We start from the raw sequence: 24703 nt of genomic DNA, 5'->3' as shown, positions 1-24703 counted from the left end.
AAAATGGACCTGGGAATCAAGGGCCGGAAGGCGTTCGTCTGTGCATCTTCGCAAGGGCTGGGGCTGGCCTGCGCCACATCGCTGGCGCGCGAGGGCTGCGAGGTCTGGATCAACGGACGCACCGAGGCCAAGCTGCTCGAGGCGGCGCGCCAGATCGAGGCGCTGACCGGCAACCGTCCGCACGTCCTCGTGGCCGACATCACGCAGGAACAGGGGCGCGCGAAGATTCTCGCGGCCTGCCCCGACGCCGACATCCTGGTGAACAACAACGCAGGCCCCGAGCCCGGCAAGATCGCCGACTGGTCGGACGACGACTGGCGCGATGCGGTCGAGGGCAACATGCTCGCGCCCATCATGCTGATCAAGGCCTACGTGCCGGGCATGCGCGAGCGCAAGTTCGGCCGCATCATCAACATCACCTCGGCGATGGTGAAGTCGCCCAGCGCCACCATGGGCTTGTCGGCGGCGGTGCGCGCGGGCCTCACGGCGCTGTCCAAGTCGGTGCAGAAGGATTCGGTCATCGACAACGTCACCATCAACAACATGCTGCCCGAGCGCTTCGATACCGACCGCCAGCGCTTCATGGCCGAGCGCATGTCCAAGCGTGAAGACATCACGGTGGAGGAAGCCCGCAGGCGCATCGCCAACACCATCGCCGCCAGGCGCCTGGGGCGGCCCGAGGAGTTTGGCGACGCCTGCGCCTATCTGTGCAGCGCGCAGGCCAGCTTCATCTCCGGACAGAACCTGCAACTCGATGGCGGCTCGTATGCCGCGCTGATCTAGGAAAACAAGGACGCATCTCATGAAACTCATCAGCTTTGAACATGCGGGCCGCGCCAGCTACGGCGCGGTGGTCGGTGATTCGCAGGTGGTGGATCTGGGCCCGCATTTCGCGGCCCGCCATCCGACGCTGCGAGACCTGATCGCGGCAGGGCTCGGCCAGATCGGCGACCTGGCGGACTACCCGCCGAGCCTGAGCCTGGCCGACGTGAAGCTGCTCAAGCCCATCACCAACCCCGAGCACATCTGGTGCCTGGCCGTGAACTACGCCGAGCATCACAAGGAGGTCGAATCCGCGGGTCGCGTGCAGGATCTGCCCAAGAAGCCCGCGATGTTCGCGCGCTTCAACGACAGCTTCGTGGCGCACGGCGAGGACCTGTGGCATCCCGGCGTGAGCGAGCAGTTCGACTACGAGGGCGAGCTGGCCGTGGTGATCGGCAAACCCGGCCATCGCATTGCCGCGCAGGATGCGTTCGAGCACATCGCGGGCTACACCATCCTGAACGACGGCAGCGTGCGCGACTGGCAGTTCCACACCCGCCAGATCACGCCCGGCAAGAACTTCTACCGCAGCGGCTCGATCGGCCCGTGGATCGTGACGGCGGACGAGGTGGGCGATCCCTACCGGTTGCGCATCGAGACGCGCCTGAACGGCGAGGTGCTGCAGTCCGACCTGGCCGACCTCATGCTGCACAGGATCGCGGCCTTCATCGAATATGCATCCACCGTCGCGCCGCTGCAGCCCGGCGACATCCTGGCCACCGGCACGCCCAGCGGCGTAGGGTTTTCGCGCAAACCGCCCATCTGGATGAAACCGGGCGATGTTTGCGAGATCACAATCGACGGGATCGGCAAACTCGCCAACCGGGTGATTGCCTCCTGACGCTGCCCAGTCATTCGGATCGATCATGGGCGATGGATTCTCACCGCGGTGGATGCGCCCATGACCAACAATCTTCCCAATTTCTGGCAGCTCAGAGTTTTCGAATGCGTCGCGGAGAACGAGAACGTGACGCGCGCCGCGCAGGAGCTGCTGCGCACCCAGCCGGCCATCACCACCTGCATCCTCGCGCTGGAGAAGGCGCTGGGCGCGACGCTGTTCGAGCGGCACAAGACCGGCATCTACCTCACCGAGGTGGGGGTGGCGGCGCATATCCGCACCAAGAAGATCCTGGAATGGCTGGCCGAGACCATGCAGCTGCTGCCGGGCGAGCGCAAGATCGCGCCGCTGGCGGTGGCCGCGCGCATGACGCGCTCGCAGGTGCAGGCGCTGATTGCGATTCATGAATGCCATTCCTTCCGGGGCGCGGCCGCCAAGCTGGGCGTGACCGATGCATCGCTGCAGCGCTCGGCGCGCACGCTCGAGTCCAACCTGGGCTGTGCGCTGTACCGCAATACCGCCTCGGGCATCCGCACGACCGGACTGGCCGATGAGCTGGCCGCGCGGCTCAAGCATGCGGAGGCGCAGATCGGCGCGCTTGCCGATGCGATCCGCGGCTTCAACTATCCGCGCAACAAGAGCATCACGCTGGGGGTGATGCTGCTCGATCCCTCCATGCTGCTGGTGAATGCGATGAAGGAGACGCGCGAGCGCTATCCCGACGTGCGCATCTCGGTGATCAGCGGCACCCACGAGCAGCTCGTGAACAAGCTGCTGCGCGAGGAGCTGGACTTCATCGTCGGACTGATCAAGAAGCAGAGCGCGGGGCTGGGGCTCGCGCAGCAGCCGCTCTACAACGAGTCGTACTGCATCGTGGCGCGGCGCGGGCATCCGCTGCACAAGAAGGAGCGGATCACGGTCGAGGACCTGCAGCGGTATCCCTGGATCATTCCGCCCGCGGGCTCGCCCAGGCGGCTGGCCTACGAGCATCTGTTCTCCGAGACCACGCTGCCGCCAGCGCAGATCGAGACCTACTCGCTATCGACCATGCGCATCACGCTGGCCGACTCCGACATGCTCACCGTGCTCAGTTGGGTGGAGGTGCTCAGCGAGCGGCATTTCGGCCTGCTGGCGCCGCTGCCCTTCGATTTCGAATGCGAGGAGCCGCAGGTCGGAATCAGCAAGGTGCGGGGCCGGACGCTCAACGAATCGCAGCAGTATTTCATCGACGCGTTCGCCAGGAGCGCGCAGTTCCTGCGCAAGCGCTGAGCGCCCGCCGCGCCTCGAGAAATGGTGCAGCCATTTTTTATGGCTGCCCTCCAAGTTCTTATCAACCGTTGATCCGGCGATGGCTAGCATCGGATGTGTCATCTTTTTATCCCGCAAGGTTGAGTATGAAAATTGTGGACGCACAAGTCCATCCGTGGTCGTCGGGGACGTCGACCGGACACCATCGGCGCGACCCGATCGACCAGTCCGTTTTGCTGCAGGAAATGGCGGCCGCCCAGGTGGATCGCGTGGTGCTGGTTCCGCCGCTGTGGGATCCGAACGGAAACCAGTACGCGCTGCAGATCGCGGCGCGGATGCCCGAGCGGTTCTCGGTCATGGGGTTGCTCGATCCCGCGCAGCCGGATGCGGCGCGGACTTTGCGTGAATGGCACTCTCAGCCGCACATGCGCGGCGTGCGCTTTTTGCTGAACACGCCCGAGCGGCTCCAGCCTTATTTCGACGGACTGCTCGATCCGCTGTGGTCGGTGGCCGAGGAGGCGGGCATTCCCGTGGCGCTGCTGGTGCCGGGTCATCTGGAGATCGCGCGCAAGGTCGCGGCCGATCATCCGAAACTGCGGATCGTCGTCGATCATCTCGGCGTGCCGCGCGCATCCGTCGGTCCGGTGGCGTTCCGGCACTGGCCGCAACTGCTCGAACTGGCGAGCCTGCCGAACATCCGCGTGAAGGCGGTGGGCGTGGGCGACTATGCGATCGATCCCTACCCATTCAAGTCGCTGGAGGAGCCGCTCAAGGCCGTCTTCGATGCCTTCGGCGCCGAACGCGTTCTGTGGGGCAGCGACCTGAGCCGGCTGCACCACCCCTATGCGCAATGCGTCACCCATTTCCGCGAACAGCTTCCCTTCCTCACGGAGCGGGATCTGGAACGCGTGATGGGGCGGAACATGCTGGACCTGCTGGACTGGCGGTAACCCACTGGAACTCGCAGGAGTTCATCGAAAACAAGGAGACAAGCAATGAACCACAACATGATGAATCGCCGCCGTTTTGGCGGCATGGCCGCAGCGGCGGCCGCTTCCATGGGCGTGGCGCCCTGGGCGCTGGCGACGCAGGAGGCGCTGGGCATGACGCGCGTGGTCATCGGCGTGCCCGCGGGGTCGCTCGTGGACAACATAGCGCGCCAGGTGGCGGAGGTGCTCAGGCCCGGCTACACGGTCAACAGCATGGTCGAGAACAAGACCGGCGCGGGCGGCATGATCGCGGTGAATTACCTGAAGACGCTGCCCAAGGACGGCAGCAACATCTACGTGGGCGTGTCCTCGCCGATTACCGTCTATCCGGTGACCTACAAGAAGCTTTCCTATGATCCGGACAAGGACCTGATCGTGGTGGGCAGCCTGGGCTCGTTCGATCTGGCGCTGGCGGTGGGGCCGATGGTGCCCGAGAGCGTGAAGGATCTGAAGGGTTACTTCGAATGGAGCAAGAAGAACCCGGCGCAGGCCAATTTCGGCTCTCCGGGCGCGGGCTCGATGCCGCATTTCGTGGGCAGCATGACGGCGCGCATCGCGGGCGCCGAAGTCAACCACGTGCCGTATCGCGGCCCCGGCCCCGCCGTGCTCGATCTGCAGGGCGGGCTGGTGTCGGCGGTGGTCGTTCCGCTCGAGGACGTGGTGGAGTTTGCCGCCGCTGGAAAGATCCGCATCCTGGGCACGACGGGCGAGGAGCGCAGCCGTTTCGTGCCGCACGTGCCCACGTTCCATGAGCAGGGCTTTGGCGAATACGCGCGCAGCGTGTGGATCGCGGTGTTCGCCCCGGCCGGCACCCCGGACGCCACGGTGGCGCATCTGCGCAAGACGCTGCAACAGGCGCTGGCCGATCCCGCCATCCAGGCATCCATGGGCCGCCAGTTGCAGAAAGCCCAGTGGGGCGAGCCCGATGCGCTCAAGGCCACGATCACGCGGGAGCGGGCGAGCTGGAAGAAGGCGGTGCAGGCGCTGAATTTCACGCCGGATTCCTGATCGCGGCGGGCCGCGCCCGGAGCATGCGGCGGCGCGCGGCTCACTGCGCCCGCCGCTGCTCCTCGCGTCTTTGCTCGCGCAGCATGAACAGATACAGCCCCTCCACCTTGTCTCGCGCCCAGGGCGTCCTGCGCAGGAACTTGAGGCTCGACGATACGCTGGGGTCATGCGTGAAGCAGCGAACGGGAATGCGCTCGCCCAGCTCGCGCCAGCCGAAATAGGCGGCGAGATCGGTCACCATGCGCTCGAGGGTGACTCCGTGGAGCGGGTTGCGCGGCTGCTGGGGCGGGGAGGGCGGGGGCGTCGTCATCGCGTCATTGTCCCGCATGCGCCGGGTGTCCGGGGCGTTCCGCCGCAGCGGCTACGTGGCGGTCCCGCGGACGATGGCCGCGCGCACGTTCTGCACGTGGGCCATGGCGGCCTTGTCCGCCGCCGACGCATTGCCCGCGAGGATGGCATCGCACATGACCCGATAGTCGCGCATGCGCACCTTCTGCAGCGTGGCCGGGCGGTGCTGGGCATAGACGACGGGCATCTGGATGGCCGGGAAGAGGCGCCGCAGTTCCTGGCTGCCGCTGGTTTGCAGCAAGGCCCGGTAGAGGTTGCGCCGTCCGCGCGTGAATGCCTCGCCGTCGTGGGCCTGGTCGGCCCGTGAAAGATCGTCCAGCGCTGCCTCGATGGCGCCGCCGGGGTGGCCGTCCGCGATGCCCTGCGCCGCGCTGCGGGCGAGCAGTCCGGTCATGCGCTCGGCCACGTCGAGCACTTCCAGCGTCTGCCTGAGCGTGAGCGAGCGGATCGCCGCGCCCCGGTTGCGCGAGAGTTCCACCACGCCCTCGGCGGCGAGCCGCTGCAGGGCTTCGCGCACTGAATTGCGGCTCACGCCATATTGCGCGGCCAGATCCACCTCCACCAGCCGCTGGCCCGGAACGAAGGTGCGGGCCTCGAGCCCGCTCATGATGCCGTAGAAGACGCTGCCGGAAGCGCTGCGCGCGCCATCGGTGGCGGCGTGCGCCGCCTCATCGCTTTGCTCGATCATGGTGTCGTTCATAAAAATGCCGGATGGGAGTGGATGGCGCCCCGCCTCGCGCGGGGGCGCCGACAAGTATTCCGCAGAAAGGGTGTGCCAGAAAGGCGGGCTGTCGCCAACAGGATAGCTGGACAGGTGTTTGTTGTGCTCCAATATTGTTGAACAATCCAGGTTGAAATTCAGTTATGAATAATTGAACTTGCGCTGGCTCAATGACTGTCAATCCACCATGTCAGGAGGTCTTCATGGACTTTTCGCTTTCCCCGCAACTGCGTGAGCTGCAGGAAAAAACGCGGCGCTTCATCGCAGAGCAGGTGATTCCGCTGGAGCGTGATCCGCGCCAGTCGGCGCATGGCCCGAGCGAGGAACTGCGCCGCGAGCTGGTCGGCCGCGCCAGGGCCGCGGGGCTGCTCACGCCGCATGCGTCCAGGGAAATGGGCGGACTCGGGCTCACCCACATCGAGAAGGCGGTGGTGTTCGAGGAGGCCGGCTATTCGTGGCTTGGCCCGACGGCGATGAACATCCACGCGCCGGACGAAGGCAACATCCACCTGATGGAGGAGGTCGCCACGGCGGCGCAGAAGGAGCGCTGGCTGCGTCCGCAGGTCGCGGGCGAGACCCGTTCGTGCTTTGCGATGACCGAGCCCTCGCCGGGGGCGGGCGCCGATCCGTCGATGCTGGCGACCACGGCGGTCAGGGATGGCGACGACTACGTCATCAACGGCCTGAAGTGGTTCATCACCGGGGCCGAAGGCGCGGATTACGCGATCATCATGGCGCGCATGGAGGATGGCTCGGCGACGATGTTCCTCTCGGACATGGACCGCCCGGAGATCGTGCTGGAGCGCAGCATGGATGCCATGGATTCGTGCTTCACCGGCGGCCACGGCGTGCTGCGCCTGAACAACCTGCGCGTGCCCGCGAGCGACGTGCTCGGTGAGATCGGCAAGGGATTTCGCTATGCGCAGGTCCGCCTCGCGCCCGCGCGGCTCACGCACTGCATGCGCTGGCTCGGGCAGGCGCGCCGCGCGCATGAAACGGCGCTGGAATACACCCGCAAGCGCCATGCTTTCGGAAAGCCGCTGGCCGAGCACGAAGGCGTGGGCTTCATGCTGGCCGACAACGACATGGACCTGCACACCGCTCGCCTGAACATCTGGCACACCGCGTGGCTGCTGGATCAGGGGGAGAAGGGGAACTACGAGTCGAGCCGCGCGAAGGTGATCTGCTCCGAAGCCGAATGGCGCGTGGTCGATCGCAGCGTGCAGATGCTCGGAGGCCAGGGCGTGACCGGCGAGACGCCGGTGATGCGCATCTTCAGCGACATGCGCGCCTTCCGCATCTACGACGGCCCGAGCGAAGTGCATCGCTGGAGCATGGCGCGCAAGCTGGTCCACATGGCCGAGAAGGCGGCGGCGCTGGCGGAGGGTTCGGCATGAGCGGCGTTCTCGACAAATTCAGCCTGAGCGGCAAATGGGCGCTGGTGACGGGCGCATCCAGCGGCCTGGGCACGCATTTCGCGCGAATGCTGGCCTCCCAGGGAGCGAAGGTGGCGGTGGCCGCGCGGCGCGCGGACAAGCTGCAATCGGTGGTGGAGGACATCGTGCGCGCCGGCGGCGAGGCACGTGCGTTTTCGCTGGACGTGAGCAATGCGCGCAGCGTGAAGGACTGCTTTGACGCCGTTGGCGCATGGGGCGTGCCGGATGTGGTGGTCAACAATGCGGGCGTGACCGTGACGCGCGCGCTGCTCGAGCAGACGGAGGATGATTTCGACCAGGTGATCGATACCAATCTCAAGGGCAACTGGCTCGTCGCCACCGAGGGCGCGCGGCGCATGGTCGCCGCGAAAAAGGGAGGCGCGATCGTGAACGTGGCGTCGATCCTGGGCGAGCGCGTGGGCGGCGGGGTCGCTCCGTATGCGATCTCCAAGGCAGGGGTGATCCAGGCCACGAAGGCGATGGCGCTGGAGCTGGCACGCTACGGCATCCGGGTCAATGCGCTGCTGCCGGGATATGTGATCACCGATCTGAACCGGGACTTTCTCACCAGCGAGCCGGGCGAGAAGCTGCGCATGCGCATTCCGAGCCGCCGCTTCAGCGAGCTGAGCGATCTGGACGGGCCGCTGCTGCTGCTCGCGTCCGACGCGGGCGCGGCGATGTCGGGCTCCACCGTCGCCGTGGACGGCGCTCACCTGGTGAGCGGCCTATGAGCGCGCACGACATCGCCACGCAGTTGCCCGCCGAGGTGCTCGCCGCGTATTTGCGCGGCAAGGGGCTCGCGGATACCGATGCGATCGAGGTAAGCGTACTCGCCGGGGGGCAGTCCAATCCCACGTTCCGGATCCATGCGGGCAAGGACCGCCAGTACGTGCTGCGCAAGAAGCCGCCGGGAACGCTGATCGCATCGGCGCACGCCATCGACCGTGAATTCCGCGTGATGAAGGCGCTCGCCGGCACCGGCGTTCCGGTGCCGCGCATGCTCGACTATTGCGAGGATGCGAGCCTGATCGGCACGCCGTTCTATCTGATGGAGTTCCTGCAGGGCCGCGTGTTCATGGACCAGGCATTGCCCGGCATGGGCAACGCCGGGCGCGAGGCCATCTACCGCGAGATGAACCGCGTGATCGCCGCCCTGCATTCGGTCGACTACAAGGCCGTCGGCCTGGGCGACTATGGCAGGGAAGGCCAATACGTGAGCCGCCAGATCGCGCGCTGGACGCGCCAGTGCCGCGAGTCCACTCTGCCGGTCAATGCGTCCATGAACAGACTCATGGAGTGGCTGCCGGAGCATCTTCCGGCAGGCGACGAGACCACCCTGGTGCACGGCGACTACCGGCTCGACAACCTGGTGTTCCATCCCACGCAGCCGCGCGTGATCGGGGTGCTCGACTGGGAGCTCTCCACCCTGGGCCATCCGCTGGCCGATCTGGCATACCAGTGCATGGGCTGGCGCATTCCGCACGATCTCTGGCGCGGCATCGGCGGGCTCGATCTGGCCAGCCTCGGCATTCCGGATGAAGCGCAATACGTGAAATGGTATGGCGACGCGACCGGCCGTGACGCGGCGGGGCATTGGGATTTCTACATCGCCTACAACCTGTTTCGCATGGCGGCCATCCTGCACGGCATCGCGCAGCGCGCGGCCGATGGCAACGCAGCCGCCGACAATGCCGCGGAAACCGGCCGCAAGGCAGGGCCTCTGGCCGATCTGGGCTGGGAAGCCGCTCAACGCTACATGGCGCTGCGCTGAGCAGCGAAGAGGACGGCATCCGTCAGCGCAGGCATGATGACGCCGCCGTGGTCCAGGCCGGGGAACTCCTTGAAATCGACCGGGATGCGCCCGGCCGACAGGCGCGCCGCGAGGGTTTCGGCATGCTCGTTCATGAGCCGCTCGGACGCCTTGGCCGCGCGCTGCGGGTCATGCGAGCGGGCCGCGCGCTCCAGCGCGCCCACGCGCAGCTGGACCTGGGGCCGGTCCGCCGCCTCGGCGGGCGCGCGCGCGAGCCAGCCCTCGACGGTCTGAAGCGTTCTGCCGCCGTTCCACCACAGCGACGGGCTGGCGGCGGCGTACCGCGTGAACATCCGCGTGCGCGTGGCGAGCGCGTGAACCGCCAGCAGGCCGCCCAGCGAATGGCCGAACAGGGTCTGGCGCGATGCGTCCGTCGGCCACGCGGCCCGCAGCGCGGGCTGCAACTGCTTCTGGATGAAATCGAGGAATTCCTCGGCGCCGCCCGTTCCGGGCTCTGTGGCGGGCGGCGGCGTGTAGTCGCGCTTGCGGGCCTGCTGGTCCATGGAGGATTCGGTGGGATAGCCGATGCCGACGATCATCAGCGGATCGGGGCGCAATCCCGGAGGACGGTTGCCCATGTTGCGCGCGATCTGCGCGGCCATGACGAAGACCGCGTTCGCGTCGAGCACGTACAGCGTGGGGTGGCCGCCGTTCGGCGCGGGCTGTTCGGGCACCTGCACGAAGATGCGCCGCACATGCCCCGTCGCGGCGTCCCGCATATCCACCTGATGGCTGCGGGGAAGGCTCACGGGGGGCGCGTCGCGCAGCGGGTCGCCCGGCCTGCGGGCGGCCACGGAGCAGCCGCCGAGCAGGCTGCCGGCGCCAGCCGCGAGCAGCATGCGGCGGGAAAGGGTCTTGGGAGTCAAGCCAGCCATCCTTGTTCATGAATGAGAATGTGTCTCATCCATTATGCGTGCATCCACGCCGTTCGCATGGGCCGCGGCGCGTCACAGCCTGAAGTCATAGCCGACAGTGATCGGCGCATGGTCCGAGAACTTGCGCTCCTTGTAGATTTCCTCGGTGCGCGCCAGCGCCGCGAGCGCCGGTGTGGCCAGGTGGTAGTCCAGCCGCCACCCGACATTGTTCAGATACGCCTGGCCACGGTTGCTCCACCACGTGTAGCAGGTGTCGGTCGCGGTGGGCTGCAGGAGCCGGTACACGTCCACCAGCCCGCCGGTGGGATCAGTTGTGTGCAACAACTTTGTCATCCAGTCACGTTCCTCGGGCAGAAAACCGCTGTTTTTCTGGTTGCTGCGCCAGTTCTTCAGGTCGATCTGCTGGTGCGCGATATTGATGTCGCCGCAGAGAATGAACTCGCGTTCGCCCTTCAGCGCCATCAGATGCTGGTGGAATTCGAGCAGGAAACGGAATTTCGCCTGCTGGCGCAGATCCCCGGATGAGCCGCTGGGAAAGTAGGCGCTGATGATCGAGAGCTTGCGCGCGGGCGTGTCGAAGCGCGCCTCCACATAGCGGCCTTCGGCGTCGAATTCGCCGGATCCGTAGCCGATCACCACGTCGCTGGGCTCCTCGCGCGAGTACACGCCGACGCCGGAATAACCCTTTTTCTGCGCAAAGTGAAAGTGCCCGCGCAGACCCCCGATCGATTCGAACTTGTCGGCAATATCGGCGGCCTGAGCCTTGATTTCCTGTACGCAAATACAATCCGGGCGACTCTGGTCCAACCATTCCAGCACGCCTTTGGATGCTGCCGAGCGAATGCCGTTGAGGTTGAGGCTGGTTAACTTGAACAAGGATGAATTCATGATGGACAAAAGCGAAAAGACGGCAGAGCAGTCCCGGTTGGCGCTGGATTTCGTGCGTTTCGCAGTGCAATCCGGTGTTTTGCGCTTTGGGGAATTCAAAACCAAGGCCGGGCGGATGAGCCCCTATTTCTTCAATGCGGGGCTGTTCGATGATGGCGCCAAGATGGGCCGTCTCGCGGAATTCTATGCAAAAGCCATCCTGGCGAGCGGTATCGAGTTCGACATGGTCTTCGGCCCCGCCTACAAGGGCATCCCGCTGGCCGCCACGGTGGCCGTGGAACTGGCGCGCGCCGGCCGCAATGTGCCGTTCGCCTACAACCGCAAGGAGGCCAAGGATCACGGCGAGGGCGGCACGCTGGTGGGCGCTGCGCTCAAGGGGCGCGTGCTGATCATCGACGACGTGATGTCGGCCGGGACGGCGGCGCGCGAGTCGATCGCGCTGATCAAGGCGGCGGGCGCCGTGCCCCATGCCATCGCCATTGCGCTGGACCGCCAGGAAAAGGCCACCGAGAATGGACGCGACGTGGAGCACAGCGCCGTGCAGTACGTGCGCAGTGAGCTCGGCATGCAGGTATGCACCATCGCAAAGTTGGCAGACTTATTGCAGTATCTGGCGGCAAGTGGTGGCGATCAGGACATGAAGGCCCACCATGAAAGGGTTCTGGCCTACCGTGAGCGTTTCGGAGTCGGTGACCATTGATGGGGTATGCGCTCGCGCGCTCCATGACAACCAACCCATCGAGGGGGACGGCTTGAAAGCGGTCGCAAGGCATTTTCTTCCAGGATTCTTGATCTTCGGGCTATGGGCCGCGGCGCAAATGGCTGCCGCGCAGAATACCGTCTACACCTGTGTTGACAAAAATGGCCGGCGCCTGACGGCCGACCGCCCCATTGCCGAATGCATCGACCGCGAGCAGCGTGTGCTGGACCGCACGGGCACCGAGCGCCGCCGCATCGGGCCGACGCTCTCGGAAAACGAACGCGTGGAGCTGGAGGCGCAGCGCCGCGCGGAGGCCGAGCAGAAGGCGCGCGTGCAGGAGCAAAAGCGCCGTGAGCGCGCGCTCATTGCGCGCTACCCGGACGAGGCGGCGCACAACGTGGAACGCCAGGCGGCCATGGAGCCGCTCAATGACCTGATCCTGATGGCGAACAAGCGCATCGACCAGTTGCGCGCGGATCGCGCCAGCATCGACACCGAGCTGGAGTTCTACCAGAACGATCCCGCGAAGGCCCCTGTCAAGCTGCAGCGCCGCATCGCCGACAACGAGCGGGAGCTGGATGAACAGCGCCGCTACGTCGCTGCCCAGCAAGAGGAAAAGCGCCGCGTCTCCCAGCGTTTCGACGGCGAGCTGGCGCAGCTCAAGGCCCTGTGGGCCAGGGCGGGGGAGCAGGCCGCGCCAGCCGCGAGGGATTGATTGGCGCAGGGATGAATGGCGGTTGCGGGCCGCCATGCACGGGCCGCCGTGTGCGGGCTGGCGGGTGGCCTATGCCAGCGCCATCGACTCCAGCAGGCGCGCGGCGATGGCGTCGCCGCTGACGGCTTCGCTGAACAAATGTCCCTGGCCGATGCTGAAGCCTGCCGCCTCCAGCGCCCGGCACTGCTGCTCGGTCTCGATGCCCTCGGCCACCAGTTCGAGCGATAGCGCCGAGCCGATCTGGCCGATGGCGTTGACGACCGCCGTGACGGCGGGATCGGTGCCGAAATTGTTCACGAATCCGGCATCGATCTTCAGGCAGTCCACGGGAAAGTTCCGCAGCCGGGTGAGCGAGGAGTGGCCGGTGCCGAAATCATCCAGCGCCACGTGAATGCCTTCGCGCCGCAGCAGGGTGAGCGCGCGCACGACGTAATCGGCGCAGCGTTCATTCAGGGTGTGTTCGGTGACCTCCAGCTCGATGAGGTGCGGCGCGACGGCGGCCTTCTCCAGTTGCCCGAGCAGGAGCTCGGCATAGTTGTCGCGCATGAATTCCACCGGCGACGCGTTGATCGAGACGGGAACGACCTCCAGGCCCGCGCGAAGCCATTGCGCGATGTCGCTGAAGATGCGCGTGCGCAGCGCCTCCGCCATGCGGGTGGACAGGTCGAAATCACGAAACGCGGCCTGCACCATGGCCGGCATCTGCAGGCCGCCGTGCTCGGGATTCTGCGAGCGCAGCAGCGCCTCCATGCCCACGAGCTTGCGGTCGTGAAGGCGGATCTTGGGCTGATAGTACGGCTTCACCGAGCCATCGCGGACGATGCGGCGCGCGTGTTCGAGCTGCGCGGCGGCCTCCTCCAGCGGGCGCATCATGTTCGCGCGATAGACCCTCATGCCGCCACGTCCGCAGGCCTTCATGTCGTTGAGCGCGATGTCGGCCTGGCGCATCAGGACCACCGGATCGCGCGTATCGCGCGGGTAGAGCGCGCAGCCCATGCTCATGCCGCCGTTGATGCGTTTCCCGGCGTAATGGATGGGGGGGTCGAGCTGCGCCATCACGCGCGCGGCGGTGCGCTGCAGGGCTTCGTCGCCCTCGATGTCCTGCACGACGATGGCGAATTCGTCGCTCCCCACGCGCGCGATGTAGGCCGATTCGGGCAGGCAACCCTGGATACGCCGCGCCAGCACCTGCAGCAGATGGTCGCCGGCGGCGTGCCCCAGCGTCTCGTTGAGGTACTTGAAGTGATCGAGATTCAGGATCATCAGCAGCGCGGCGCTGCCGTTGTCGCGCGCTTGCCCGAGCGCGGGCCGCAGATGCTCGTTGAATGCACGCCGGTTGGGCAGCCCGGTGAGTTCATCCACCTCGCCGGCCCGGCGCAGGCGGTCTTCGGCCTGCTGCTGGAGTGTGACGTCGCGCGAGACGCAGAGAATGCAGATCGGCTGGCCGTCCTCGTCCATGATGGGCGAGAGCGTGTTCTCCCTGTATTGCGGCGCCGTGCCTGGAAACTCGCTCCTGCAGGAAAAGCGGGCCGTGCCGCCCTGCAGCGCCTGGCGCAGCGCGCGCTGGCCGGCAAGTCGGGCTTCGTGGGGGAACAGTTCGACCCATTTCATGCCGAACCCGGAATCCGGCGAGATGCCCAGCGCCCGGCAGCCCGCGAGATTCATGTGCGCCAGCGTGCCGTCGGGCCGCAGAATCTGGATGCAATCAACGGTGGCATTCAGCATCTGCTCGCGCATGCTCAGGCTCAGATGGAGCTCCTGGCGCGCCAGCGTCCGCTCGTGGATGTCGGTGGCGGTCAGGTACCAATGGCCGTTGGCCTGGTCCGCGCTCCTGCGAAACAGCGCGGCGACCAGGAACCAGCGATAGTCGCCGCTGCGCGTGCGCAGGCGAAGCTCTTCCTGGAAGTGGGTGCCATGCGCGAGCGCGGCCTCCCACAGTTCCCGGATGCTGTTCACGCTGTCGGGATGGATGGCCTGCAGCCAGTCGGTGGAGTCGATGCCGGTGACGTCCGTCCATGCGGAATTCCCCCAGCCGCTCTCGCAGGCGGAATCCGCCATCCAGACCAGGGGCTGCAGCGCGTCCAGCGTCGCGTGTGCCGGCTCGCAATCGCAGCGGTCATCCCTCGCCGCGATGTAGGGGATGGATTTTGATGTCGCCCTGTTCCTGGAAGCCTTCTTGAACTGTGTAGGCTGACTCATGCATGTCTTTCTGTTACAGGCAACGAATGTGATTGCATACGAGAAAGTGACCTGAGTATTTCAGTACCCGCGCCGGGTTGAATTTCTGGCAACGTTTTAAATTCTACTATTGAATTTTTCAATCATTCTTACCGCTTGATCTCAAATTGCAATTTTTAGAAAACATCTGAACTGCGGCCGTGAAGCGGTAAGAACGTGTTTACGATCTCTACGCAGCCGCGTTGGAGTGCAATCGGGATGAGTTCGAAGCGATGGTCCGCCGCTTGCACCGGGGTGCAAGCAAGGGCCAGCGCGCTGCAAATCGCCCGATTGCACACCAACCCTGCGGGACAGTGGCTTTGCGGGCGGTCTGCGGCGTTGCAAATCCTCGCAATAGCACGGCTATTGCTGCGGTATTGCGCCTTGCATCCCATCGCGCAAAGCCGCTGTCGCGGCGCGAGGAGATCGTAAACACGTTCTAAGAAAAGAAAAAACCATCGGTCCGAAGACGGATGGTTTTCTTCTGTATTTGGCCGCGCTGCCCGGGCAGCCGATCCTGGTGGAAAAAAGAGAAAAAGAGGGATCAGGCCAGTTTCGCCTTCAGCAGTTCGTTGACCTGTCCGGGGTTTGCCTTGCCCTTGGATGCTTTCATGACCTGTCCGACGAGCGCGTTGAACGCCTTGTCCTTGCCGGCCTTGTACTGCTCCACGTTGGCGGGGTTCGCGGCGATCACCTCGTCGATGATCTTCTCGAGCGCGCCCGTGTCGTTCATCTGCTTGAGCCCCTTGGCCTCGATCACGGCATCGACTTCGGAGCCTTCGCCGCTCCACAGCGCCTCGAACACCTGCCTGGCGGCGTTGTTGCTGATGGTGCCGTCCTGGATGCGCTGGATGAGCGCGCCCAATTGGGCGGCGGACACTTTCACCTGTTCCATGCCGATTTCTTCGAGGTTCAGGCGACGCGAGATTTCGCCCATCACCCAGTTGGACGCCAGCTTGGGTTGCCCACAGGCCTGGGCGGCGGCTTCGAAGTAGTCGGCCATGGCCTGGCTTTGCGTGAGCGTAGTGGCGTCGTATTCGGGCAGGCCGTATTGCCCGACGAAGCGCTCGGCGCGCTGGCGCGGCAGCTCCGGCATCCCGGATCTGACCTGCTCCACCCATTCGGCGGCCACGTGCAGCGGCGGCAGGTCGGGGTCGGGGAAGTAGCGGTAGTCCGCGCTGTCCTCCTTGGTGCGCATGGCGCGGGTCTCGCCGGTGTCGGGGTTGAACAGCACCGTCGCCTGTTGAATGGCGCGGCCGTCTTCGAGCTCCTCGATCTGCCAGCGGATTTCGTAGTCGATGGCGATCTGCATGTTCCTGAAGGAGTTCAGGTTCTTGATCTCCCGGCGCGTGCCCAGCGGCTGGCCGGGCTTGCGCACGGAGACGTTGGCGTCGCAGCGGAACGAGCCTTCCTGCATGTTGCCGTCGCAGATGCCGATCCAGGTGACGATCTTGTGCAGCTCCTTGGCGTACGCAACCGCTTCCTCGGTGCTGCCCATGTCGGGCTCGGTGACGATCTCCAGCAGAGGCGTGCCCGCGCGGTTCAGGTCGATGCCGGATTGGCCGATGAACTCATCGTGCACGGATTTGCCGGCGTCTTCCTCCAAGTGCGCGCGCACCAGGCGCACGGTCTTCTTCTCCTCGCCGACGAAGAAGCTCACCGAGCCGCCCTGCACCACGGGAATTTCAAACTGGCTGATCTGGTAGCCCTTGGGCAGATCGGGATAGAAATAGTTCTTGCGCGCGAAGATGCTCACGGGCGCGATGTGCGAGCCAAGCGCCAGGCCCAGCTTGATCGCGCATTCGACGGCCTTCCTGTTCATCACCGGCAACGTGCCGGGCAGCGCCAGGTCCACGGCGCAGGCCTGGGTGTTGGGCTCCGCGCCGAAGGCGGTGCTGGCGCGGCTGAATATCTTGGAATGGGTGGCGAGCTGGGTGTGGGTTTCAAAGCCAATCACCACTTCGTAGCCATTGATCAGCTTGATGGTCTTTTCGGTCATGTTCCTGTCGTCCTTCCTGCCGGTTACCGGGCCAGGCCCGTGGGCTGGCGCAGATGGAAATCGGTTGCCTGCTGCAGGCGGTGCGCCGCGTTGAGCAGGCGCGCCTCGCCGAAGTAGTTGCCGATGAGCTGCAGGCCGACGGGCATGCCGCCTTCGCCGAAGCCGGCGGGCACGCTCATGCCGGGCAGGCCGGCGAGCGAGGCGGGCAGGGTGTAGATGTCGGCCAGGTAATTGGCCAGGGGGTCGCTCTTGCCGCCCAGCGCCCACGCGACGGTGGGAGCGGCGGGACCGGCGATGATGTCGCATTCCCTGAAGGCGGCCTGGAAGTCGTCGGCGATCATGCGGCGGATCTTTTGCGCCTGCAGGTAGTAGGCGTCGTAGTAGCCGTGGCTGAGCACGTACGTGCCGATGATGATGCGGCGCTTGACCTCGTCGCCGAAGCCCTCGGCGCGGGTCTTCTTGTACATGCTCTCCAGGTCGGTGTAGTCCCTGGCGCGGTGGCCGAACTTCACGCCGTCGAAGCGCGAGAGGTTGGACGATGCTTCCGCGGGCGCGATGATGTAGTACACCGGGATCGACAGTTCGGTGCGCGGCAGGCTGATGGGCACGAGCCGGGCGCCGAGCTTTTCATACTCCTTGAGCGCGCCGTCGATGGCCGCGCGCACGTCGGCGGACAGGCCGTCGCCGAAGAACTCCTTGGGGATGCCGATGCGCAGGCCGTCCAGCGAGTCATTGAGCTTGAGCGTGAAGTCTTCGGCGGGTGTGTCCAGGCTGGTGGAGTCGCGGTCCGCATCGGGGCCGCACATGGCCGAGAGCATCAGCGCGCAGTCCTCGGCGGTGCGGGCCATCGGGCCGGCCTGGTCGAGGCTGGAAGCAAACGCGATCATGCCGTAGCGGCTGGCGCGGCCGTAGGTCGGCTTGATGCCGGTGATGCCGCAAAACGATGCCGGCTGGCGGATCGAGCCGCCGGTGTCGGTGCCGGTCGCGCCCGGAGCCAGGCGTGCCGCGATCGCCGCCGCCGACCCGCCCGAGGAGCCGCCGGGAACGCGTGTCCTGTCCCAAGGGTTGAGCACCTTGCCGATGGCCGAGTTCTCGTTGGCCGAGCCCATGGCGAACTCGTCCATGTTGAGCTTGCCCAGGGTGACGCAGCCGGCCTCGGCCAGCCGGGTCACCATGGTCGCGTCGAAGGGCGACTGGTAGCCGGCGAGCATCTTCGACGCGGCGGTGGTCGGGAACTCCCTGGTGACGAACAGATCCTTGTGCGCGATCGGCACGCCCGCCAGCCGGGCGTCGGTGCCCGCGGCGATCGCCGCGTCGGCGGCCCGGGCCTGCGCGAGCGTCACCTCTTCGTTGATATGGACGAATGCGCCCAGTTCGCCGTGGGCCTTGGCGCGGGCAAGAAAGTGCTGCGCTGTCTCGACGGAGGAAACCTCGCGTGCCCTGAGCCTGGCGGCCAGTTGGGCAAGGCTCAGATCATGCAATTCATGGGAAGAAGTGCTCATTGCGTTCTCGTATTCGTTGTGCGTTCGGCTCGATCGCCATGCTCACGTGGCGCCACGCCCCGCAGCGGTTTCGCGGAAATCGGATTTTTCCGACTCTGGCTCCCTTCGGGCCGGGATGCAGGCGCCGTATTACTCGATCACCTTGGGAACGAGGAACATGCCCTTTTCCACCGCCGGCGCGCTCTTCTGGTTGGCCTCGCGTTGATCGGACTCGCTCACGACGTCCTCTCGCAGGCGCAGTTCGATGTCCCTGACCGCGGCCACGGGGTGGGACAGGGGCGATACGCCGGACGTATCGACGGCGCGCATCTGCTCGACCACCTCGAAGAACTGGTTGAGACCCGAGAGCATGCGCTCACTCTCGTCGGGATTGAGTTCCAGCCGTGCCAGATTGGCAATGCGGGCAATGTCGTCTTGTGTCAGTGCCATAGAAGTCTTTTGCGGGAAGTCGACCCTGCCATCCACATGCGGGCGGCGCGGTGGATGCGTGCGGCCGTGGGATGGGCGAAGGGGAAGCTGCCTATTATCCCGCCTTTGCGCGCCGCGCCCGCCGCGTGGGGGCGCAAGGCCGCGATCCGTGCCCGGTCAAAGGCTGAAAATACCGGCGCCCCGCAGGGGATCGGGAACGGCCTGAGGCGCGCGCGGGGCATCGTCCGGCTGTTTTTCATCGATCCCCGTTTTGGTGCGGACGCCGTCATCCGTCGGGAAGGAAGCAATTGATGACGGTTCCCGGGCTTCCCATCGGCAAGGAAACTGTGTGTAAAGCCCAATCATGAGCAATTTAGAGGGAAGTTATTCACAGGTGTTGCGGTATTATTCCCGCTTTATCGCAATACCCTCCGCACAGTTGGTCATTGTGCGAAAAAGGCCAAAATTTCCCCGTATTTCCTGGCGACGGCACGCCGATGTTGCCTGCCGTGCCTGAGAGGATTCTTGAATGTTCGGAGCTTTCCGTCGGTACTTCTCCACCGACCTCGCCATTGATCTGGGCACTGCCAACACCCTGATCTTCGCCCGTGACAAGGGCATTGTTCTCGACGAACCCTCCGTTGTCGCCATCCGTCACGAGGGCGGCCCGCACGGCAAGAAGGTGATTCAGGCCGTCGGCCATGAAGCCAAGGCCATGCTCGGCAAGGTTCCCGGCAACATCGAGGCCATCCGTCCGATGAAGGACGGCGTGATCGCGGACTTCGTGATCACCGAGAACATGATCAAGCAGTTCATCAAGATGGTTCATCCGCGCTCGGTGCTCACGCCCAGCCCGCGCATCATCATCTGCGTGCCTTGCGGCTCCACCCAGGTGGAGCGCCGCGCCATCCGCGACGCCGCCGAAGCGGCGGGCGCGACCAGTGTCGACCTGATCGAGGAGCCCATGGCCGCGGGCATCGGCGCCGGCCTGCCGGTGTCCGAGGCGTCGGGCTCGATGGTGGTGGACATTGGCGGCGGCACCACCGAAGTGGGCGTGATCTCGCTGGGCGGCATGGTCTACAAGGGCTCCGTGCGTGTGGGCGGCGACAAGTTCGACGAAGCCATCATCAACTACATCCGCCGCAATTACGGCATGCTGATCGGCGAGCCTACCGCCGAATCGATCAAGAAGAACATCGGCTCCGCGTTCCCCGGCTCCGAAGTCCGCGAGATGGAGGTCAAGGGCCGCAACCTGTCCGAGGGCGTGCCGCGCAGCTTCACCATCTCCAGCAATGAGGTGCTGGAGGCGCTCACCGAGCCGCTCAACCAGATCGTCTCGGCTGTCAAGAACGCGCTGGAGCAGACGCCGCCCGAGCTGGGCGCGGACATCGCCGAGCGCGGCATGATGCTGACCGGCGGCGGCGCGCTGCTGCGCGACCTCGATCGCCTGCTGGCCGAGGAAACCGGCTTGCCGGTGCTGGTCGCCGAAGAGCCATTGACCTGCGTGGTGCGCGGCTGCGGCATTGCGCTGGAGCGCATGGATCGCCACGGCGGCATCTTCACCAACGAGTGACCGAAAGAGCGGTGAGCGTGGTGGACGCGGGCAGTGCAATCCGACGGAGCGGGCCATGCCACTAGGCACGCTCGACCGCAAGGCACCGTCACTCTTCAAGCACGGCCCTTCTCCGCTCGCACGCCTGACTTTCTACAGCGCCTTGGCGCTGTTTTTGATGGTGGCGGACGCCCGGTTCCACGTCACCGAACCCATCCGCAATGCGATCGGCACGGTGCTCATGCCCATCCAGTGGGTCATGCTCAAGCCGGTGGAGTTCGCTCAATATGGCGCGGGCTATTACCAGTCCCTCGAGGATGCGCAGCGGGGCCGCGACGAAGCCCAGAGCCGGATGGCGGCGATGTCGCAGCAGGCCAATCAGGTGGAGCTGCTTTTGCAGGAAAACACCCAGCTGCGCCAGTTGCTGGAGCTGCGCGAGCGCGTCCAGGCCGAGGGCATGGCCGCGCAGGTGGTGTACGACGCGGCCGATCCCTACACCCGCCGCGTCGTCATCGACCGGGGGCAGGTGGCGGGCGTGGTGCCCGGCTCCCCGGTCATCGACGCCTCGGGCGTGCTTGGGCAGGTCACGCGCGTTTTTCCGCTCTCCAGCGAGGTGACGCTGCTGATAGACCGCGACCAGGCGATTCCCGTGCGCAACATGCGCACAGGCGCGCGCGGCGTGGCCTATGGCGACCCGGTGATGAGCCATGGCGGCGGCATGGAGCTGCGCTTCATGCCCAGCAATGCCGATGTGCAGGAGGGCGACATGCTCAGCACCAGCGGCATGGACGGCGTCTACCAGCCGGGGCTGCCCGTGGCCCGCGTCACCAAGGTGGAAAAGCGTGCCGATTCCTCGTTCTCGCGCATCTATTGCCAGCCGCTGGCGCAGATGAGCGGCGCGCAATATGTCTCCGTTCTCAAACCGCTGACGGACGGCGTGCGAACGGAAGTCGAGGCGGAAGTGCCGGCGCCCAAGTCCGGCAAGGCCGACAAGCCGCAGGCGGCCAGGGATCTGCCCGGCCGGGCCTCGAAAGGGAGCAGGCCGTGATGCGGACGATGAGGACGATGACTTCGCGCGCCCTGCGCCGCGCATCCGCTCGGGAGGGCTTCGCATCATGATGCCCAAGGGCCAGCAACTGCTGCTTCCCGTCAGCCCGCTGTTCATCGTGGTGAGCTTTCTCGTGGGGCTCGCGGTCAATCTGCTGCCGCTCGGCCGCGTGGTCTGGACGCCCGACTGGCTGATGGTGCTGCTGGCATTCTGGGGAATTCACCAGCCGCAGCGGGTCGGCATGAGCGTGGCCTTCATCCTGGGGCTGTGCATGGACGTGAGCCAGTCGGCGCTGCTCGGCCAGCACGCGCTGGTGTACTGCCTGCTGATGTATGCGGCCCAGATGTCCAGCCGCCGCATGCTGTGGTTCAACGTGTGGCTGCAGGCGCTGCAGATGGTGCCGCTGTTCCTGGGCGCGCATGCGGTCGAGCTGGTGGTGCGCCTGATTTCGGGAGGAACTTTGCCTGGCATCGAGGGTCTGATCGCCCCTGCGCTCGAAGCGGTGCTGTGGCCATTCGCCACGTGGATCCTGCTTGCGCCGCAGCGGCGTCCGCCCGATCCGGACGAAAATCGTCCGCTTTGATGCGTCTGCCTCCCGCCCGGCCACCCATGGAATGCGCCCATCATGACTGAATTGCGAAACGTAGAGGCCGACGTCTCCCGCTTTCGTCTGCGGGTGATCGTCGTCGGGTTCCTGGTCCTGCTGGCATTCCTGCTCATCGTCGCGCGGCTGCTCGTGCTGCAGGTGGTGCGCCACGAGGATCTGGCCGAACAGGCCGAGAGCAATCGCACGGCCGTCGTGCCCATCGTTCCCAATCGCGGCCTGATCCTGGACCGCAACGGTGTCGTGCTCGCATCCAACTATTCAGCCTATACGCTGGAGATCACGCGCTCGAAGGTCTCCAACCTGGATGACACCATCGAGGATCTGTCGAAGATCGTCGACATCAGCTCGCGCGACCGGCGCAAGTTCCGCCGGCTCATGGACGACTCCAAGAGCTTCGAATCGATTCCGATCCGCACGCGCCTGACCGACGAGGAAGTGGCGCGCTTCGCGGCGCAGCGCTACCGTTTCCCGGGAGTGGACATCAAGGCGCGCCTGTTCCGCAGCTATCCGCTCGGCGAGACGGGAAGCCACCTGATCGGCTACATCGGCCGCATCAACCAGCGCGAGAAGGAGCGCATCGAGGACTCGGATGATTCGGCCAACTATCGGGGCACCGACTACATCGGCAAGCTCGGCGTGGAGTCGTCCTACGAGTCCACGCTGCATGGCCACACCGGCGTGGAGCGGCTCGAGACATCGGCGGGCGGCCACGCGGTGCGCCGCCTGGCCAGCTTCGCGGCGACACCGGGCGACACGGTGATGCTCTCGGTGGACATCAAGCTGCAGAAGCTGGTGGAGGACATGTTCGGCGACCGCCGTGGCGCGCTGGTGGCGATGGATCCGCGCAATGGCGAAATCCTGGCCCTGGTGAGCAAGCCCACGTTCGACCCCAACCTTTTCGTGGAAGGCATCGACCAGGAGAACTGGCAGGCGCTCAACGAGTCCATCAACAAACCGCTGCTCAACCGCGCGCTGCGCGGCACCTACCCGCCGGGCTCGACCTACAAGCCCTTCATGGGCCTGGCGGCGCTGCAGTTGCACAAGCGCTCGCCCACGCAGGTCTACAGCGACCCCGGCTATTTCAACTACGGCGGGCGTACCTTCCGCAGCCACGAGGGCGGCCTGGGCGGCGTGGACATGTACCGCGCGATCCAGTACTCGAGCAATACCTATTTCTATTCGCTTGCCGTGGACATGGGCGTGGACATGATCCACGACTTCATGAAGCCGCTGGGCTTCGGGCAGATCACCGGCATTGACCTCAATGGCGAGGTGCGCGGCACGCTGCCCAGCACGGAGTGGAAGCGCAACACCTACAAGCGCCCCGAGATGAAGCGCTGGTATTCGGGCGAGACGGTTTCGCTGGGCATCGGCCAGGGCTACAACAACTTCACCATCCTGCAGCTCGCGGCGGCCGAGGCCACGCTCGCCAACGGCGGCACGCGCTTCACGCCGCACATCGCCAAGGCCACCAAGGATGCGGTGACCGGCAAGGTCTCCGATATCCAGCAGCAGCCCGGCACACCGCTTGGCTACGATCCGAAGAACATCGACATCATCCACAAATCGCTGGGCCTGGTGAACAAGGTCGGAACCGGCGCGCGCCTGTTTGCCAGCGCGCAATACACCTCCGGCGGCAAGACAGGCACGGCGCAGGCGGTGAGCCTGGGGCAGAACGTGAAATACAACGCCAAGCTGATGGACGAGCACAAGCGCGACCATTCGCTGTTCGCAGCCTTCGCGCCGCTGGAGGAGCCACGCATCGCCGTCGCCGTGATCGTGGAGAACGCGGGCTTCGGCGCGGCGGCGGCGGGCCCCATCGTGCGGCGGGTGTTCGACTACTGGCTGATGGGCCAGTACCCGAGCGAGGCGGATCTGGCCGCGGTGTCCAAGGGCCAGGCCACCGCGCCGATCGGCACGCCGCGCCGGGCGGAAGACATCCCGGTTGCCTCCAACGAGCCGCCAATCCCCTGATGCCGCACTGACGGCAGGGGCGATATGCCCGGGTCAGCGCAGGAAAGCGTCGTAGCCGGTCTTCAGGATCAGCGCGCTCACCACGAGAATGAAGATGCCGCGCACGAAACCCGCGCCATGCTTGAGCGCGAGATGGGTTCCCGCCAGGCTTCCGATGACGTTGGAGACCGCCAGCGCAACGGCGTAGTGCCACCAGATATGTCCCTTGAGGCCGAACAGCACCAGCGCCGACGCATTGCTCGCCAGATTCATCAGCTTGGCCGACGCCGAGGCGTTCAGGAAGTCGTAGCCGAGAAGGCGAACGAACAGGAAAATGAAGAAGCTGCCGGTTCCAGGGCCGAAAAAACCATCGTAGGCGCCCACCGTCAGGCCGATGGCGCAGGCGATCGCCACTTCGCGGCGGCCTTCGAAGCGCGGCGCGTGGTTTTTGCCAAGCTCCTTCTTCGCCAGCGTGTACAGCAGCAGGCAGATCAGGATGAAGGGCAGCAGCTTGCGCAGGAATTCACCGGAAATCAACGTGACAGCCCATGCGCCCAGAAACGAGCCCACCAGGGCCGCCACGGCGGCCGGCCACATGGCGTGCCAGCGGATGCGCACCTTGCGGCTGTATTGCAATGTGGCAATGGCCGTGCCCCAGACGGAGCCGCTTTTGTTGGTGCCCAGCAAGGTCGCGGGCGGCGCGGCGGGAAAGGTGGCGAACAGCGCGGGCACGAGAATCAGTCCGCCGCCGCCCACGATAGCGTCCACGAAACCGGCCAGCATCGAGGCCAGCGAGACGATGATCCATTCCATTGGGAGGATTGTCTCACCGCCCGGCTGCGGAACATGGCCTATTGCGGAATTCCGCAACAGGCCCCAAAAAAAAGACGCCGGCTATGCGGCGTCTTGGTGAATTGGCATCTTATGGGGATGCTCCGAATAATTTGAATAGTGTTCTTTGAATTGTCGCGTCTCCTCGGTCCCCTCGCTGCGTGCCGAGGCGCGCTTTCGAGTAAGGT

The 24703-nt window shown here is 65.5% G+C and carries 23 protein-coding genes; 14 read left to right on the top strand and 9 right to left on the bottom strand.

Features of this window, described 5'->3' with window-relative positions; genetic code table 11:
* Positions 1-3 precede the first annotated feature (3 nt).
* From ABWP92_RS00690 to ABWP92_RS00670, 5 genes are all read left to right on the top strand, one after another.
* The gene (locus ABWP92_RS00690) at positions 4-783 is read left to right on the top strand and encodes an SDR family oxidoreductase (RefSeq protein ID WP_353233414.1); all 780 of its coding nucleotides are present in this window, start codon (positions 4-6) and stop codon (positions 781-783) included.
* Between the two features lie 19 nt (positions 784-802).
* Complete coding sequence (locus ABWP92_RS00685; RefSeq protein ID WP_353233413.1) at positions 803-1663, top strand: fumarylacetoacetate hydrolase family protein; 861 nt, start codon at positions 803-805, stop codon at positions 1661-1663.
* Positions 1664-1723: 60 nt separating this feature from the next.
* The gene (locus tag ABWP92_RS00680; RefSeq protein ID WP_353233412.1) at positions 1724-2929 is read left to right on the top strand and encodes a LysR substrate-binding domain-containing protein; all 1206 of its coding nucleotides are present in this window, start codon (positions 1724-1726) and stop codon (positions 2927-2929) included.
* A gap of 125 nt (positions 2930-3054) precedes the next feature.
* Positions 3055-3858: an amidohydrolase family protein gene (locus ABWP92_RS00675; RefSeq protein ID WP_353233411.1), complete on the top strand. Its 804-nt coding sequence runs from the start codon at positions 3055-3057 to the stop codon at positions 3856-3858.
* 45 nt (positions 3859-3903) lie between these two features.
* Positions 3904-4905 carry a tripartite tricarboxylate transporter substrate-binding protein gene (locus ABWP92_RS00670; RefSeq protein ID WP_353233410.1) on the top strand — a complete coding sequence of 334 codons (1002 nt, stop codon included), beginning with the start codon at positions 3904-3906 and terminating at the stop codon, positions 4903-4905.
* Between the two features lie 40 nt (positions 4906-4945).
* Here ABWP92_RS00670 and ABWP92_RS00665 read toward each other — a convergent pair whose 3' ends face one another.
* Positions 4946-5215 (bottom strand): VF530 family protein, encoded by a 270-nt coding sequence (locus ABWP92_RS00665; RefSeq protein ID WP_353233409.1) that lies wholly within the window; start codon positions 5213-5215, stop codon positions 4946-4948.
* 51 nt (positions 5216-5266) lie between these two features.
* Positions 5267-5953, bottom strand: a complete 687-nt coding sequence (locus ABWP92_RS00660) for a GntR family transcriptional regulator (RefSeq protein ID WP_353233408.1) — start codon at positions 5951-5953, stop codon at positions 5267-5269.
* A gap of 224 nt (positions 5954-6177) precedes the next feature.
* Here ABWP92_RS00660 and ABWP92_RS00655 point away from each other — a divergent pair, with 224 nt between their 5' ends.
* Genes ABWP92_RS00655 through ABWP92_RS00645 form a run of 3 tightly spaced genes read left to right on the top strand, consistent with a single transcriptional unit; the run spans position 6178 to position 9181 of the window.
* Complete coding sequence (locus tag ABWP92_RS00655) at positions 6178-7371, top strand: acyl-CoA dehydrogenase family protein (protein ID WP_353233407.1); 1194 nt, start codon at positions 6178-6180, stop codon at positions 7369-7371.
* The gene (locus tag ABWP92_RS00650) at positions 7368-8141 is read left to right on the top strand and encodes an SDR family NAD(P)-dependent oxidoreductase (protein WP_353233406.1); all 774 of its coding nucleotides are present in this window, start codon (positions 7368-7370) and stop codon (positions 8139-8141) included. The genes ABWP92_RS00655 and ABWP92_RS00650 overlap by 4 nt, the downstream gene beginning before the upstream one ends.
* A complete protein-coding gene (locus tag ABWP92_RS00645; RefSeq protein ID WP_353233405.1) occupies positions 8138-9181 on the top strand; it encodes a phosphotransferase in 1044 nt (347 codons plus the stop codon). Before ABWP92_RS00650 ends, ABWP92_RS00645 begins: the two co-directional genes overlap by 4 nt.
* Here ABWP92_RS00645 and ABWP92_RS00640 read toward each other — a convergent pair.
* On the bottom strand, positions 9163-10095 hold the full coding sequence (locus tag ABWP92_RS00640) for an alpha/beta hydrolase (RefSeq protein ID WP_502907424.1): 933 nt from the start codon (positions 10093-10095) through the stop codon (positions 9163-9165). The genes ABWP92_RS00645 and ABWP92_RS00640 overlap by 19 nt on opposite strands.
* A gap of 72 nt (positions 10096-10167) precedes the next feature.
* Positions 10168-10971: an exodeoxyribonuclease III gene (locus ABWP92_RS00635; protein ID WP_353233403.1), complete on the bottom strand. Its 804-nt coding sequence runs from the start codon at positions 10969-10971 to the stop codon at positions 10168-10170.
* A 10-nt stretch (positions 10972-10981) separates the two neighbouring features.
* Here ABWP92_RS00635 and pyrE point away from each other — a divergent pair, with 10 nt between their 5' ends.
* Positions 10982-11683, top strand: a complete 702-nt coding sequence (gene pyrE / locus ABWP92_RS00630) for an orotate phosphoribosyltransferase (RefSeq protein WP_353233458.1) — start codon at positions 10982-10984, stop codon at positions 11681-11683.
* 88 nt (positions 11684-11771) lie between these two features.
* On the top strand, positions 11772-12398 hold the full coding sequence (locus tag ABWP92_RS00625) for a DUF4124 domain-containing protein (RefSeq protein ID WP_353233402.1): 627 nt from the start codon (positions 11772-11774) through the stop codon (positions 12396-12398).
* Positions 12399-12467: 69 nt separating this feature from the next.
* Here ABWP92_RS00625 and ABWP92_RS00620 read toward each other — a convergent pair whose 3' ends face one another.
* The 4 genes from ABWP92_RS00620 to gatC all read right to left on the bottom strand — a co-directional run bounded on the left by ABWP92_RS00620 (position 12468) and on the right by gatC (position 18545).
* Positions 12468-14597 (bottom strand): putative bifunctional diguanylate cyclase/phosphodiesterase, encoded by a 2130-nt coding sequence (locus tag ABWP92_RS00620; RefSeq protein ID WP_353233401.1) that lies wholly within the window; start codon positions 14595-14597, stop codon positions 12468-12470.
* A 562-nt stretch (positions 14598-15159) separates the two neighbouring features.
* On the bottom strand, positions 15160-16614 hold the full coding sequence (gene gatB, locus ABWP92_RS00615; RefSeq protein ID WP_353233400.1) for an Asp-tRNA(Asn)/Glu-tRNA(Gln) amidotransferase subunit GatB: 1455 nt from the start codon (positions 16612-16614) through the stop codon (positions 15160-15162).
* A gap of 23 nt (positions 16615-16637) precedes the next feature.
* Positions 16638-18116, bottom strand: coding sequence for an Asp-tRNA(Asn)/Glu-tRNA(Gln) amidotransferase subunit GatA (gatA, locus tag ABWP92_RS00610; RefSeq protein WP_353233399.1), 1479 nt, complete (start codon positions 18114-18116; stop codon positions 16638-16640).
* 129 nt (positions 18117-18245) lie between these two features.
* A complete protein-coding gene (gene gatC / locus ABWP92_RS00605) occupies positions 18246-18545 on the bottom strand; it encodes an Asp-tRNA(Asn)/Glu-tRNA(Gln) amidotransferase subunit GatC (protein WP_353233398.1) in 300 nt (99 codons plus the stop codon).
* A gap of 508 nt (positions 18546-19053) precedes the next feature.
* Here gatC and ABWP92_RS00600 point away from each other — a divergent pair.
* From ABWP92_RS00600 to mrdA, 4 genes are all read left to right on the top strand, one after another.
* Positions 19054-20097, top strand: coding sequence for a rod shape-determining protein (locus tag ABWP92_RS00600; RefSeq protein ID WP_353233397.1), 1044 nt, complete (start codon positions 19054-19056; stop codon positions 20095-20097).
* Positions 20098-20152: 55 nt separating this feature from the next.
* Positions 20153-21124 (top strand): rod shape-determining protein MreC, encoded by a 972-nt coding sequence (mreC, locus tag ABWP92_RS00595; RefSeq protein WP_353233396.1) that lies wholly within the window; start codon positions 20153-20155, stop codon positions 21122-21124.
* Positions 21125-21188: 64 nt separating this feature from the next.
* Positions 21189-21707, top strand: coding sequence for a rod shape-determining protein MreD (gene mreD / locus ABWP92_RS00590; RefSeq protein WP_353233457.1), 519 nt, complete (start codon positions 21189-21191; stop codon positions 21705-21707).
* A gap of 42 nt (positions 21708-21749) precedes the next feature.
* Positions 21750-23705 carry a penicillin-binding protein 2 gene (mrdA, locus tag ABWP92_RS00585; protein WP_353233395.1) on the top strand — a complete coding sequence of 652 codons (1956 nt, stop codon included), beginning with the start codon at positions 21750-21752 and terminating at the stop codon, positions 23703-23705.
* 33 nt (positions 23706-23738) lie between these two features.
* Here mrdA and ABWP92_RS00580 read toward each other — a convergent pair whose 3' ends face one another.
* Positions 23739-24497 (bottom strand): TSUP family transporter, encoded by a 759-nt coding sequence (locus ABWP92_RS00580; RefSeq protein WP_353233394.1) that lies wholly within the window; start codon positions 24495-24497, stop codon positions 23739-23741.
* Positions 24498-24703 lie beyond the last annotated feature (206 nt).

Source organism: Diaphorobacter ruginosibacter (genome assembly GCF_040396215.1).
Taxonomy (GTDB): domain Bacteria; phylum Pseudomonadota; class Gammaproteobacteria; order Burkholderiales; family Burkholderiaceae_C; genus Diaphorobacter_A; species Diaphorobacter_A ruginosibacter_A.
This window is presented reverse-complemented; position numbering and strand designations above follow the sequence as displayed.